Raw genomic sequence first — 13,783 nt, forward strand, 5'->3', positions numbered from 1 at the left:
CGCTGATCAGGGTTTTGAAGCCAACGCCTGCTCAACCGCCTTGATCAGCTCCGGGCTGTCCGGCTTGGTCAGGCTGGAGAAATTGGCAATCACCTTGCCCTGGCGATCCACCACGTACTTGTAGAAATTCCACTTCGGCGCACTGGTCTGCTGCGCCAGCACCTTGAACAGGTGCACCGCATCCGGCCCCTTGACCCTCTGCGGCTCCGTCATGGTGAAGGTCACGCCGTAGTTCACGTAACAGACCTTGGCCGTCTCTTCGCCGGTCTTGGCTTCCTGCTTGAAGTCATCGGACGGCACGCCAATCACTTCCAGCCCCTGGCTCTTGTAGCGTTGGTAGAGGGCTTCGAGGCCTTTGAACTGCGGCGCGAAACCACAGAAGCTGGCGGTATTGACGATCACCAGCGGCTTGCCGGCGAAGCGCTGGCACAGGTCGATGGATTCCTTGGCGCGTAACTTGGGCAGTTGGCCTTCCAGCAAAGGCGGGCAGTCGGCCGCCATCGCGACTCCGCCAAACGCAGCCATCAGGACGGGTACAGCGAGCCAACGCTTCAGCATGTGGGATGTCCTTGCAAGAGTTCAGGCAACGAACTTAACAGATCGACATACCCAGTTGCATCAACGCCAACCCACCGTGCTGCCAGCCCCACCAAGCGAGGAGCAGCAAGAGCACGGCCGCCACCGGCAGCAGGAACCGCAACGCTACACTCATGCCGCCTCCAGTTGGGTTTGCAAACGCGCCACCGGCCGCTCACGCACCGGCCAGTTCAACGCAGCAGCGAGCAGGCTCAGCAGGATCGCCACCTGCCAGATCAGATCGTAGTTGCCGGTTCGATCATAGACCACCCCACCCAACCAGCCGCCGAGGAACGAACCCAACTGGTGGAACAGGAACACGATCCCCCCGAGCATCGAGAGGTTTCGTACACCAAACAACGTCGCAACCGTACCGTTGGTCAGCGGCACGGTGGACAGCCACAGGAAGCCCATGGCCATGCCAAACAGGTAGGCCGTGACTTCGGTCACCGGGGCCCACAGGAACAACACAATCACCACCGCGCGCAGCAGGTACAACCCGGTCAGCAAGCGCGGCTTGGACATGCGCCCGCCCAGCCAGCCGGCGGTGTAGGTGCCGAACACGTTGAACAGGCCGATCAATGCCAACACCGTGGTGCCGACAGTCGCGGGCAGGTGTTGGTCAACCAGGTACGCTGGCAGGTGCACGCCGATAAACACCACCTGGAAACCACACACGAAAAAGCCGAAGGCCAGCAGCCAGAACCCGGAATGGGAGCAGGCTTCCTTCAAGGCTTCGCGCATCGTCTGCTGACCGACCACCGCCGGCAGCGGCCGGTCCTTGAGCATGGCCACCAACGGCAGGATCAGCGCGACCATCATGCCCAGCGCCAACAGCGCCGCCGACCAGCCCAGCCAGCCGATCAAACCGAGGGTGCCCGGCACCATGGCGAACTGGCCGAAAGAACCGGCTGCGCTGGCAATACCCATGGCCATGCTGCGTTTTTCAGGAGGCACGGCGCGCCCCACCACGCCCAGAATGACCGAGAACGATGTGCCGGAAAGGCCGATACCGATCAACAAGCCGGCACTCAGGGACAACGACCACGCCGAGTCGGACATGCCCATCAACACCAGGCCTGCGGCGTACAGCACGCCCCCGACAAACACCGCCTTGGTCGCGCCAAAGCGGTCGGCCAGGGCTCCGGTGAACGGCTGCGCCAGGCCCCAGATCAGGTTCTGCAAGGCGATAGCGAAAGCAAAGGTTTCGCGGCCCCAGCCAAATTCGCTGCTCATCGGTGCCAGGAACAGGCCGAAGCCGTGCCGCACACCCAAGGACAGCGCCAGGATCAGCGCACTCCCCAAAAGAACCCAGCCACTGGTGCGCCACATCGAGGTCATTTCTTATTCTCCGCCGCGGGTATATACCCGCTTGTGTTCGAACAAACCCGCCTTCAAGCGAGTTCGTCCAGCAAGGCCAACAGGGTTTCGCGCTTTTCCGCGCCCAGTTGATCGATCAATTTCTGCTGCGCCGTTTCCCACGCCGGCAATGCCGCCGCCAGCCGTTCGATGCCAGCGTCCGTCAACAACACCAGACGGTTGCGCAAGTCATCACCTTCAACCATCTGCACCAAGCCCTCACCTTCCAGCACCCGCAGGTTTCGCCCCAGGGTGCTGCGGTCCAGGCCCATGGCTTCGGCCAGGCTGGAAATACTCGGCTGGTCGAGGCGTTGCAAGTTGCACAGCAAAGAATACTGGGCAACGTTGATCCCGAAGCCGTCGAGAGCGCCGTCGTAATGCCTGCTGACGCCACGGGCGGCGCGACGCAGGTTTGTGCATAAACATTGGGAGGCAAGCATGGAGCGTGTATATACCCGGGATTAAGGAAATGCAAGAAAGTGTTACAAGGCCAAGCCGACCAGCACCGCCACTTCCAGCAGCTCCAGCAGCGCGCCGGCTGTGTCGCCGGTGGTGCCGCCGAGGCGATTGACCATCAACTGACGCAGCCCCATGAAGCATATGGCAGCGAGCAGCACGGCGATTCCGCCACTGAAACCACCGATCAGAATGCACGCCAGGCCGCTGAGGATCAGCACCTGTTGACCGACAAGCCTGGGTAAATGATCCGACAGCGCCTGACCCAATCCGCCGGCGCGCACATAGCGTGTGGTGAGGAACAGCGCCAGCAACGATGCCCGCCCGATCAGCGGAGCCAGGATCAAAGCCGCGCCGTTGTGTTGCTCGATCAACGCCACCAACGCGGTGAATTTGAGCAGCAACACCAACCCCAGGGTGACCACAGCGATCGGGCCGCTGCGCGGGTCCTTCATGATCGTGAGCGTACGCTCGCGGTCACCGAAGCCGCCGAGCCAGGCGTCGGCGCTGTCGGCCAAACCGTCCAGGTGCAAACCACCGCTGAGCAACACCCAGGCAGTCAGCAGCAGCGCCGCGTGCAATAACAGCGGCGCGCCCATCAGCGCCGTATTCAGCCCCCACAGCAACACACCGAACAGCAAGCCGACCACCGGATAAAACAGCAGTGAACGCCCCATTTCCTGAGGCTGCGGCATGCCCGGCAGACGAATCGGCAGGCTGCTGAGAAATTGCAAGGCGATCCAGAACGGCAGCATGTCTACTCCACTTCCTTGAGTTGACCGCCTGCCGTGACCTGCAGGCGGAACAACCCACCGTGGCCGACTTCAACATTCAGCAACTGCTCACGAGGCAAACCCCGCGCCTGCGCCAACAGCAAACGCATGACTCCACCATGGCTGATCAACAACACACGCTGCCCGGCGTAGGCCTGATGCAAGCGTGCGACGGCGCCCAGAACCCGATGGGAAAAGTCACGCACCGGCTCCCCATCAGGCGGCGTGAAGCCATAAGGATCGGCCCAGAACAGCCCGAGCCCTTCAGCATCAATTTCCATCAACGCCGCAGCACTCTGCCCTTCCCAGGCGCCGAAGTGCAGCTCTTGCAGGTCCTTATCCAGACTCACCGGCAGGTTCAGGCGTTCGCCCAATTCCTCGGCGAAACGCGCACAGCGTTGCAGCGGCGAGCTGACCAAACGGTCCCACGGCCCTTGCTGCAACACGGCAGCACGCATCTGCGCCCAACCGGTGGCCGTCAACGCATCGTCCAGGCTGCCACGCAGGCCGCCACCCAATTCGGTTTCGCCGTGACGCAGCAGGTCCAGGTGCAAGGTCATGCCGGGCGGTCTGCCACGGCGGCTTCGGCGAAGGTCGCCATCTGCCCGTGCAACGCACACGCCAGGCGCAACAACGGTACCGCCAGCGCCGCACCGCTGCCTTCACCCAGGCGCAGGCCCAGGTCCAGCAGTGGCGCCGCCTCAAGGCTTTGCAGCACATGACGATGGCCCGGTTCGGCCCCACGATGGCCAAACACCAGCCACTCGCGACACGCCGGGTTCAGGCGAGTAGCGACCAACGCCGCCACGCTGCAGATAAACCCGTCCACCAGCACGACGATGCCCTCCTGGGCACAGGCCAGGTAAGCGCCAACCAACGCGGCGATTTCAAAACCGCCCAGGTTGAAGAGGGTCTGCAACGCATCGCCGCGCTGCCCCGCATGCAGGGCCAGCGCACGCTCGATCACCGCCACCTTGTGGCTCACGCCCTGGGCGTTCAAGCCGGTGCCCGGGCCTGTCAGGTCGCTGACCTGGCAGGCCAGCAATGCACAGGCCAGCGCGCTTGCCGCCGTGGTGTTGCCGATCCCCATCTCACCGCCAATAAACAGCTGGGCGCCGCTTTCCAGCGCACGGCGTGCGCTGTCGCGGCCGGCTTGCAGGGCGAGCCGTCCTTGAGCCTCGGTCATTGCCGGGCCGTTGACGAAATTGGCAGTGCCCGCACCGATGTTCAGGTGGCGCACGCCCGGCAGGTTCAGCGCAGGCGTTACCGTGCCCAGGTCGACCACTTCCAATTGCGCATCCAGTTGCCGCGCCAATACGCTGATGGCCGCACCGCCGGTGACAAAGTTGTGCAGCATCTGCCCGGTGACTTCCTGCGGGAAAGCCGACACGCCCTCCGCCACCACCCCGTGGTCACCGGCAAAGATCGCGATCCACAGTGAATCCACCGACGGCTTGACCGTGCCCTGCAAGCCGGCCAATTGCACCGCCAAGGCTTCCAGTTGGCCGAGGGAGCCGGCCGGTTTGGTCAATTGCTGCTGGCGCGCCAGCGCTTGAGCGTGCGCCGAGGCGTCGATGGTTTTGCAGGGGTTGAGCCACCAGGTGTCAGTCATAACGCAGTACCTTTCAAAGTCAGGGGCAGGCCGGCGACCGTCAGGACAACGCGCTGACACCGCTCGGCCAAGGCTTGATGCAGCCAACCGGCTTCATCCACATAGCGGCGAGTCAATTCGCCCAGCGGCACGACACCCAGACCGGTCTCGTTGCTGACAAAAATGATTTCACCCGGCAACGACGCCAGGGTGTCCAGCAGTTGGTCGCGCTCGATCGCCAGGCGCTCGCCGTCTTCGAGCATCAGCAGGTTGGTCAGCCACAGGGTCAGGCAGTCCACCAGCAGGCATTGCCCAGCGGCTGCGTTTTCCCGCAGGACGCGCGCCAGTTCAAGCGGTTCTTCGATCAGGCCCCAGTGGTCGGGGCGACGTTGGCGGTGCAGGGCGACACGCGCATTCATCTCACCATCCAGCGGCTCGCTGGTGGCGATGTAGGTGACCGGCAGGCCACTGTCGCTGGCGAGTTTTTCGGCCAGGCGGCTTTTGCCGGAGCGGGCACCACCCAAAATCAGTTGATGCATGCTGCAAACCTGTAGGAGCCGGCTTGCCGGCGATGATCGTCAACGTTAATGCACGAGGAGGTTCGCAGACGCATGGTCAGATTCCACATAGCGTGCGCAGCAACTCGGTATCCAGATGGTTTTCCACCAGGTCCGCCAGGCGCTCGATATCACGTTCGCGCAGCGCGTGGTAATCCACCTCCTGCACATCCACCAACCCGGCCCAGCGCAGCAAGGCGCTGCACGCAGCGGGCGTTTCAAACAGCCCGTGAAGGTAGGTGCCGAGGATTTGCCCGTCCGCGCTCCTGGCGCCGTCACTGCGGCCATCGTCCAGTTGCACGGCGGCGTGCAACAGGGCATCGCCCGTCGTAACGCCGGCGTGAATCTCATAGCCGCTGACCTCGGCGTCTTCAAGCAGCAAACGGCCACGAACGTTGCGCAGCTGTTTTTCTTCTTCGAGGGTCGTGCTGAACGCCAGCAGCCCCAGCCCTTCGCTGGAACCGGCAGGCCCTTCCAGGCCCAGCGGGTCGTGCACTTGCTCACCGAGCATCTGCAAGCCGCCGCAGATGCCGAGCACCTTGCCGCCGTAGCGCAGATGCCGCGCCACGGCGTTGTCCCAGCCATTGGCACGCAGATACGCCAAGTCGGCGCGCACGCTTTTGGAGCCCGGCAAAATAATCAGGTCGGCAGCCGGAATCGGCTGGCCCGGGCCGACGAACTGCAAGTCCACTTGGGGATGCAGGCGCAGCGGGTCGAAATCCGTGTGGTTGCTGATACGCGGCAACACCGGCACCACCACCTTGAGCACCTGCGCCGCCTTGTCGATCTGGCGCCGGTCGATACCGTCTTCGGCTTCCAGGTGCAGGTCCATCACATAGGGCAACACGCCCACCACCGGTTTGCCGGTGCGGGCCTCGAGCCAATCCAGGCCCGGCTGCAACAAGGCGATATCGCCACGAAAACGGTTGATGATGAAGCCCTTGACCCGCGCTTGCTCGGTGGGCGACAGCAACTCCAGCGTGCCAACCAAGTGGGCAAACACGCCGCCGCGATTGATGTCGGCGATGAGCAGCACCGGGCAGTCCACGGCTTCGGCGAAGCCCATGTTGGCGATGTCATTGGCGCGCAGGTTGATCTCTGCCGGGGAACCGGCGCCTTCCACCATCACCACCGGGTAGGCTTGGCTCAACCGCGCGTGCGAGGCCAGCACCGCCTGCATCGCGATGGCTTTGTAGTCGTGATAGGCGACCGCGTTCATGCTGGTGACCGCGCGGCCGTGGATGATCACCTGGGAGCCCGTATCGCTGTTGGGCTTGAGCAACACCGGATTCATGTCGGTGTGGGGCGCCAGGTGGGCGGCCTGGGCCTGAACGGCCTGGGCGCGGCCGATTTCACCGCCCTCGGCGGTCACCGCACTGTTGAGCGCCATGTTCTGCGGTTTGAACGGCGCGACCGCCACCCCTTGGCGGACCAGCCAGCGGCACAGGGCGGTCACCAGGGTGCTTTTACCGGCGTCGGACGTGGTGCCCTGCACCATCAATGTACTCATGAAGCTTCCTTGTAGGCGGCCAGGGCCTCGTCGAGGCGCAACCAGTCGGCCTCGGTGTCGGGCAAGCCGAAGCGCAGGCTGCTGTCATGGACAAACAGCCGCAGCAGAATGCCGCGCTGGGCCATGAATTCGTGCATGCGTTCAGCGTGAGGCGTGATCAGCCATTGAAACAACGCACAGCCGCCCTGGGGCTGGAAGCCGTGGCATTCCAGCAAGGCAAACAGACGCCGGCCCGCCTCGATGCAACGCGTGCGTTGCCGCGCCTGACCGGCAGTGTCGCGCAGGCACACCTGACCCAACACGCGCGTCGGCCCGCTGACTGCCCAGGGGCCGACCTGTTCGGCCAGCAACTTGAGCAGCTTGCGCTCGGCCAGCACAAAGCCCAGCCGCACCCCGGCCAGGCCGAAGAATTTGCCAAACGAGCGCAACACGATCAGGCCAACCTGGTGGGCCTGGCCCGCCAGGCTCAATTGAGGGGTGACGTCCATGAACGCTTCGTCCACCACCAGCCAGCCGCCGCGCTGGGCCAATCGCGAATGCCAGTCCAGCAGGCGTTGCGGGGTCAGGCTCAGGCCGGTGGGGTTGTTAGGATTGACCACCACCAACACGTCGAGGCCATCGAGAAAGAAGTCGACTTCCTGCTCCTGCACCTCGCGCACCACATAGCCGGCGCGACGCCAGGCTTCGGCGTGTTCGGCATAGCACGGCGACAACACGCCGACTTTGCCGGCACGGCGCAGGCGTGGCAGCAACTGGATGGCCGCCTGGGAACCGGGCACCGGCAACAGGTGCGCGGCGCCGTAGTATTCGCTGGCGGCCTGCTCCAGGCCGTCATCGGTTTCGGGCAAGCGGGCCCAGGCGCGCAACGGGATCTCCGGGATCGGCCACGGCCAGGGCGCGAGGCCGCTGGACAGGTCGAGCCAATCGGCCTCGGCAATCCCGTACTGAATCGCTGCCTTGCGCAGCCGGCCACCGTGTTCAAGCATAGAATTGCGCCCCCGCGCACAGGATCAGCAGCCACAACCATACGCCGCGCTGCACCAGTTGCCAGCCCCGGTCGATGGAATCGGCATCCGCCGCCGGGCCTTCGCCCAATTGCGGGCGATGGTGCACTTCACCGTGGTAGATCGCAGCGCCGCCCAACTCCACCCCCAAGGCGCCAGCACCCGCCGCCATGACCGGGCCGGCGTTGGGGCTGTCCCAGGTCGGGCCCTGGGTGCGCCAACATTTGAGGGCCAGGCGGGTCTTGCCGAGCACGGCGTAGGTCAACGCCACCAGGCGTGCGGGAATGTAGTTGAGCACGTCGTCGATCTTGGCCGCAGCCCAGCCGAAACGTTCGAAGCGTTCGTTGCGATAACCCCACATGGCATCGAGGGTGTTGCTCAAGCGGTAGAGCACCACGCCCGGCACCCCGGCCACCACAAACCAGAACAGCGCGGCAAACACCGCGTCGCTGCCGTTCTCCAGCACCGATTCGGTGGCGGCGCGGGCGACTTCGGTGCTGTCCAGCTCGCTGGTCTGGCGGCTCACCAGGTAGCTCACGCGTTTGCGTGCTTCGTCCAGGTCATCGCTGCGCAAGGCTTGCGCTACCGGAATCACATGCTCGCCGAGGCTGCGCATGCCGAGGGCGCAGTACAGCGCGAGGATTTCCAGTACCCAACCGATATACGGCGCCCACGACAGTGCAGTGGCCAGCAGGGTCAGCGGCACCACTGCGATAAACCACGCGGTCACGCCATGGCTGCGCCAACCGCGCCCACCAGTGTTGAAACGCTGCTCGATGCGCCCGGCGAAATTGCCGAACGCCACCAGCGGATGCCAGCGCCTGGGCTCGCCCAGCAGCGCATCCAGCGCCACCGCAGCGACACACAGCAAGGCCACACTCATTGACTCACTCCCCACGCATTCTCATACAACATGTCACTCAGCGGCCGAGGCTCGGTCCAGCCTTCGAGCTGCAACATCGGTGCCGGATAGAATTCGGCCACCGGCCCCAGGCACAGCACCGCCAAAGGTTTTGCGCCAGGCGGCAAGCCCAGCAGATCGGCCAGGGCCTGGGGTTCAAACAGCGAGACCCAGCCCATGCCCAAGCCTTCGGCGCGGGCGGCGAGCCACAGGTTCTGGATGGCACAGGACAGCGAGGCCATGTCCATTTCCGGCAAAGTGCGACGGCCGAAGATGTGGCGCTCGCGGTCATCCATCAACGCCGCGACCAGCACTTCGGCGCAGTCGTGAATGCCTTCGACCTTGAGCTTCATGAACTCATCGGAGCGTTCGCCCAATGCCTCGGCGGTGCGTACGCGCTCTTCTTCCACCAGTTGTTGAATCTGCCCACGCAGTTGGCGGTCGCTGATACGGATAAAGCGCCAGGGTTGCATCAGGCCGACGCTAGGGGCCTGGTGGGCGGCCTGGAGCAAACGGTGCAGCAATTCAGGGGCGACGGTGCCGCCGCTGAAATGGCGCATGTCGCGGCGTTCGGCGATGGCGCGGTAGATGGCATCGCGGTCGGCTTCGGGGAAGGCGTTGTCAGTCATGGCCTCTTCGCGGGCAAGCCCGCTCCCACATTGGATGGGGTTTCAACTCGGTACATTGTGGGAGCTGGCTTGCCTGCGATAGCAGCCTCCCGGTCTGGCGCAAACAATGCCGCAACTGCCACGGGATTGGATGGAAAATAGAAATGTACGTAAGACGCCGTCATGCGGCCTTGCCGGTAGACCGCCTCGGCACCACGCCCACCATTGGGGCTCAGGCCACGGGCAATCGGCTGCCACTCGGTGGTCGTGAGGGAGTGGTGATAGGTATGCCCACGCAGCGTGCCTTCGGGCAGCTCGACATTTTGCAGCGCCAAGGCCGCGAGTTTCTTCTGCATCACGGCATCGCCTTGCAGCAGGCCCACCAGTTCGGCGCGGGTGCCCTCGACATCGGTCAGCGAATCGAGCAGGTACAGCATGCCGCCGCACTCGGCGAGCAAGGGTTTGCCGGCTGCATGATGAGCGCGGATGGCGTCGAGCATCGGGGTGTTTTGCGACAGCGCCTGATGGTGCAACTCCGGATAGCCACCCGGCAGGTAGAGGCTGTCGGCATCAGGCAATTGGCGGTCATGGATCGGCGAGAAGAAGTGCAACTCGGCACCCATCGCGCGTAGCAGGTCGAGACTGGCGCCGTAGGTAAAGGCGAAGGCTTCGTCGCGGGCCACAGCAATACGCACACCTTCGAGCAACGGCTCGGCCACGATCACTTCGGGCGCGGCAAAGGTGACCGGAGGCGGTAAGGCGACTTCGCAGCTGCTGCCCAGTGCTTGAGCGGCGGCATCCAGGCGCACATCGAGGTCATTCAATTCGCTGGCTTGTACCAGCCCCAGGTGTCGGCTGGGCAGTTCGATGCCAGTTTCGCGGGACAAGGCGCCATACCAGCGCAGGCCTTCAGTCAGGCTACCTTCCAGCAGCTGCGCGTGACGCAAGGTGCCGACACGGTTGGCCAGCACACCGGCAAACGGCAGGTCCGGCTGATAACGCGCCAGGCCCAGGGCCAGGGCGCCGAAGGTCTGGGCCATGGCGGTGCCGTCGATCACGCCCAGCACCGGCACACCGAAGTGCCGCGCAAGGTCGGCGCTGGAGGGGGTGCCGTCGAACAGGCCCATCACGCCTTCGATGAGGATCAGGTCGGCCTCACCGGCCGCTTCCCACAATAGGCGGCGACTTTCCTGCTCGCCCACCATCCACATGTCCAGCTGATAAACCGGCGCACCACTGGCACGTTCGTGGATCATCGGATCGAGGAAGTCCGGACCGCATTTGAACACACGCACCTTGCGCCCCAGGTTGCGGTGCAAACGGGCCAGCGCGGCGGTGACGGTGGTTTTGCCCTGGCCGGACGCCGGTGCGGCGATCAAGACGGCCGGGCAATGACGGGGCTGATTCAAAGTTCGACGCCCTTCTGTGCCTTGATACCGGCCTGGAACGCGTGCTTGAGCATGCCCATTTCGGTGACGGTGTCGCCCATTTCGATCAATTCAGGCTTGGCGCCACGGCCGGTGACCACCACGTGTTGCATCGGCGGGCGGCCTTGCAGGTCGCTGAGCACCTGGTCCAGGTCGAGATAGCCGTGCTTGAGAGCGATATTCAGCTCATCCAGCACCACCAGGCCGATGGCCGGGTCTTGCAGCAGTTCGCGGGACACCGCCCAAGCGGCTTCGGCGGCGGCGATGTCGCGCTGGCGGTCCTGGGTTTCCCAGGTGAAGCCTTCGCCCATGACGTGGAAACGCACTTGCTCGGGGAAGCGGCGGAAGAACAACTCTTCACCGGTGCTGTTACGCCCTTTGATGAACTGCACCACGCCGCACTGCATGCCGTGGCCCATGGCCCGGGCCAGCATGCCGAATGCCGAGCTGCTCTTGCCTTTGCCGTTGCCGGTCAATACCAGCAGCAAACCACATTCATTGGGGGAGTTGGCGATGCGCTCGTCGATCACGGCTTTTTTGCGCAGCATGCGCGCCAGGTGGCGTTCGTCGCGGTCGGGGGAATCGGTCATGGCAGCTCTCCGTTGGGGCTGGACAAAAACGGCGGGCAGGAAAAAGAAAATACAGACAGCCAAGCATCGCCCACCGTGATGCTGTTGGATGCTCCGGGCCGGTCTCCGGGCTCATGAGTGGCGCCCTGCCCTGATGAAAAGAGCGAGCAGGCCGACGTTGCGCCTTCCCATATCGCGCGCGATACAGTGGCAAAAGGCAGCGTCTTGACTCATTTACCGTTGCGGGGGCAGCGCCGGAATCGCGGCAGCACTGTGTACAAGTGCGCTCACTCACCGGCTTCCCTGTTTCACCCTGTCGACGCATGCGCCACAGAGCACCTGGAACAAGCCGCGAAGGTTAGTGGGTTGGGGGTGGAGCGTCAATTAAAGCTGCCCTCGCACTTGAACCATCGGACCGCCGTACTCCTCTACCCTTACAGGTATTCAGGAGAACACCATGCATAAAACCAGACTCGCCTTGCTGATCATGCTCGCAGGCACCCTCGCCGCCTGCGGTGAAAGCTCAACGTTGCAGGTGTCCGACGGCACCGGCCCTTCGCCCAAGTTGCCCGAACCGAACAAGACACTGATCCCGACCGTCAACATCGCCCCGGCGATCGGCTGGCCTGATGGCGCAAAACCAACGGCGGCCGCTGGCACCCAGGTGGCCGCGTTCGCCGAAGGGCTGGACCACCCGCGCTGGCTGTATGTGCTGCCCAACGGCGATGTGCTGGTGGCCGAAACCAATGCACCGCCCAAACCGGATGACGCCAAGGGGATTCGCGGCTGGGTCATGGAGAAGGTCATGGGCCGCGCCGGTGCCGGTGTGCCGAGCCCGAACCGCATCACACTGCTGCGCGATGCCGACCACGACGGCGTTGCCGAGACGCGCACGGTGTTCCTGGAGAACCTGAACTCGCCGTTCGGCATGACCCTGGTCGGCGACGATTTGTACGTGGCGGACTCGGACCAACTGCTGCGCTTCCCCTATCAACCGGGCGAAACCGCGATCAAGGCAGCCGGCACCAAGGTGGTCGACTTGCCAGGCGGCAGCATCAACCATCACTGGACCAAGAACGTGGTGGCGAGCAAAGACGGCAGCAAGCTGTATGTGAGCGTTGGCTCCAATAGCAACGTCGGCGAAAACGGCCTGGAAGCGGAAGAAGGCCGAGCGGCGATCTGGGAAGTGGATCGCGCCTCGGGCCAGCACCGCATCTTCGCCTCCGGCCTGCGCAATCCGAATGGCATGGCGTGGGAGCCGCAGACGGGCACGTTGTGGACGGCAGTGAATGAGCGCGACGAGATTGGCAGCGATCTGGTGCCGGATTACATCACGTCGGTCAAGGATGGCGCTTTCTACGGCTGGCCTTTCAGTTATTACGGGCAGCACGTGGATGTGCGCGTTTCGCCGCAGAACCTGGACCTGGTGGCCAAGGCCATTGCACCGGACTATGCCGTGGGCCCACATACGGCATCGTTGGGGCTGACCTTCGCCGAAGGTAATAAACTACCGTCGCAGTTCAGCAACGGGGCGTTTATCGGCCAGCACGGGTCGTGGAACCGCAAGCCGCACAGTGGCTACAAGGTGATCTTCGTGCCGTTCGAGGGTGGACATCCCAAAGGGCAACCGCTGGACGTACTGACCGGGTTTCTCGATAAAGACGAGAAGGCCATGGGTCGACCGGTGGGTGTGGTAATTGATCAGCAGGGGGACTTGCTGGTGGCCGATGATGTGGGGAACAAGGTGTGGCGGGTGTCGGCCGCGAAGTGAACTGTAGGAGCCGGCTTGCCAGCGATGGCGCCCTCAAGGGCCTCATCGCCGGCAAGCCGGCTCCTACAGTTTTTTGTCAGGGGTTGCGAGCCAGGTTTGCTGGCAACACGCGCTTGGCGCTCAGGTAGGCATTCTGCCAATACGCCTTGGACAAGGTGTCCAGCTTGACCGTACCGCCGGTTTGCGGCGCATGCACAAAACGCCCTTCCCCCACGTAGATTCCGGCATGGCTGACCTGTGAACCGCCACCGGTGGCGAAGAACAGCAAGTCGCCGGTCTGCAGGTTCTCTTCGCTGACGTCCTGGGCACGCATCACGATCAGCTCGCGGGTGGTGCGCGGCAACGAGATACCTGCCGCATCGCGGTAGACGAAGCCGATCAAGCCACTGCAATCGAAACCGGAGTCCGGTGTGTTGCCGCCCCAGCGGTAGGGCGTGCCAACCAGACCCAGCGCACGGAAGAGCACGTCTTCGGCAGCAGGCGAGAAGCTCTGGCTGGAATAGTTGAACACTGGCTTGGGCTTGGCCGCCACGAACGCAGGGGGCGGTGGACGGCTTGCGCAGGCGCTGAGGAGCGCGGCGCAAACGAGAAGAATGAGGCGGGCTGAGGTCGACATGGGCAGAACAATCCTGGTCTGGATGCGGCTTTTCGCTGCCGAACGCTGAAAACCAGAACGCGCAA

15 protein-coding genes and 1 riboswitch are annotated in these 13,783 nt (G+C 63.9%); of the genes, 1 reads left to right on the forward strand and 14 read right to left on the reverse strand.

The window, feature by feature from the left end; all coding sequences use genetic code 11:
- Positions 1-6 precede the first annotated feature (6 nt).
- The 13 genes from HX792_RS11490 to cobO all read right to left on the reverse strand — a co-directional run bounded on the left by HX792_RS11490 (position 7) and on the right by cobO (position 11,352).
- On the reverse strand, positions 7-558 hold the full coding sequence (locus HX792_RS11490; RefSeq protein ID WP_176996223.1) for a glutathione peroxidase: 552 nt from the start codon (positions 556-558) through the stop codon (positions 7-9).
- A gap of 150 nt (positions 559-708) precedes the next feature.
- Positions 709-1,917 (reverse strand): MFS transporter, encoded by a 1,209-nt coding sequence (locus HX792_RS11495; protein WP_371319346.1) that lies wholly within the window; start codon positions 1,915-1,917, stop codon positions 709-711.
- Positions 1,918-1,970: 53 nt separating this feature from the next.
- Positions 1,971-2,375 carry a MarR family winged helix-turn-helix transcriptional regulator gene (locus tag HX792_RS11500; RefSeq protein WP_176996224.1) on the reverse strand — a complete coding sequence of 135 codons (405 nt, stop codon included), beginning with the start codon at positions 2,373-2,375 and terminating at the stop codon, positions 1,971-1,973.
- A gap of 42 nt (positions 2,376-2,417) precedes the next feature.
- A complete protein-coding gene (locus HX792_RS11505; protein WP_176996225.1) occupies positions 2,418-3,146 on the reverse strand; it encodes an adenosylcobinamide-GDP ribazoletransferase in 729 nt (242 codons plus the stop codon).
- A gap of 2 nt (positions 3,147-3,148) precedes the next feature.
- Entirely contained in the window at positions 3,149-3,724 is a 576-nt protein-coding gene (cobC, locus tag HX792_RS11510) for an alpha-ribazole phosphatase family protein (protein WP_176996226.1), read from the reverse strand.
- Positions 3,721-4,776, reverse strand: a complete 1,056-nt coding sequence (cobT, locus tag HX792_RS11515; RefSeq protein WP_176996227.1) for a nicotinate-nucleotide--dimethylbenzimidazole phosphoribosyltransferase — start codon at positions 4,774-4,776, stop codon at positions 3,721-3,723. Before cobT ends, cobC begins: the two co-directional genes overlap by 4 nt.
- Entirely contained in the window at positions 4,773-5,294 is a 522-nt protein-coding gene (gene cobU, locus HX792_RS11520) for a bifunctional adenosylcobinamide kinase/adenosylcobinamide-phosphate guanylyltransferase (protein WP_176996228.1), read from the reverse strand. The genes cobT and cobU overlap by 4 nt, the downstream gene beginning before the upstream one ends.
- Positions 5,295-5,370: 76 nt before the next feature.
- Positions 5,371-6,822: a cobyric acid synthase gene (locus HX792_RS11525; RefSeq protein ID WP_176996229.1), complete on the reverse strand. Its 1,452-nt coding sequence runs from the start codon at positions 6,820-6,822 to the stop codon at positions 5,371-5,373.
- The gene (gene cobD, locus HX792_RS11530; RefSeq protein WP_176996230.1) at positions 6,819-7,808 is read right to left on the reverse strand and encodes a threonine-phosphate decarboxylase CobD; all 990 of its coding nucleotides are present in this window, start codon (positions 7,806-7,808) and stop codon (positions 6,819-6,821) included. Before cobD ends, HX792_RS11525 begins: the two co-directional genes overlap by 4 nt.
- Positions 7,801-8,709: an adenosylcobinamide-phosphate synthase CbiB gene (gene cbiB, locus HX792_RS11535; protein WP_176996231.1), complete on the reverse strand. Its 909-nt coding sequence runs from the start codon at positions 8,707-8,709 to the stop codon at positions 7,801-7,803. The genes cobD and cbiB overlap by 8 nt, the downstream gene beginning before the upstream one ends.
- Positions 8,706-9,356 carry a 5,6-dimethylbenzimidazole synthase gene (gene bluB, locus HX792_RS11540; protein ID WP_176996232.1) on the reverse strand — a complete coding sequence of 217 codons (651 nt, stop codon included), beginning with the start codon at positions 9,354-9,356 and terminating at the stop codon, positions 8,706-8,708. Before bluB ends, cbiB begins: the two co-directional genes overlap by 4 nt.
- Positions 9,353-10,744, reverse strand: coding sequence for a cobyrinate a,c-diamide synthase (locus tag HX792_RS11545; protein WP_176996233.1), 1,392 nt, complete (start codon positions 10,742-10,744; stop codon positions 9,353-9,355). Before HX792_RS11545 ends, bluB begins: the two co-directional genes overlap by 4 nt.
- A complete protein-coding gene (gene cobO, locus HX792_RS11550; RefSeq protein ID WP_176996234.1) occupies positions 10,741-11,352 on the reverse strand; it encodes a cob(I)yrinic acid a,c-diamide adenosyltransferase in 612 nt (203 codons plus the stop codon). Before cobO ends, HX792_RS11545 begins: the two co-directional genes overlap by 4 nt.
- 78 nt (positions 11,353-11,430) lie before the next feature.
- Positions 11,431-11,689, reverse strand: a riboswitch (cobalamin riboswitch).
- Positions 11,690-11,788: 99 nt separating this feature from the next.
- Between cobO and HX792_RS11555 the strand changes: the two genes are divergently transcribed.
- Entirely contained in the window at positions 11,789-13,102 is a 1,314-nt protein-coding gene (locus HX792_RS11555; RefSeq protein ID WP_176996235.1) for a sorbosone dehydrogenase family protein, read from the forward strand.
- A gap of 76 nt (positions 13,103-13,178) precedes the next feature.
- Here the strand turns inward: HX792_RS11555 and HX792_RS11560 are convergent, their stop codons facing one another.
- A complete protein-coding gene (locus HX792_RS11560; RefSeq protein WP_176996236.1) occupies positions 13,179-13,718 on the reverse strand; it encodes a C40 family peptidase in 540 nt (179 codons plus the stop codon).
- Between the last annotated feature and the right edge of the window lie 65 nt (positions 13,719-13,783).

It is taken from the genome of Pseudomonas sp. B6002, from assembly GCF_013385985.1.
GTDB lineage: Bacteria > Pseudomonadota > Gammaproteobacteria > Pseudomonadales > Pseudomonadaceae > Aquipseudomonas.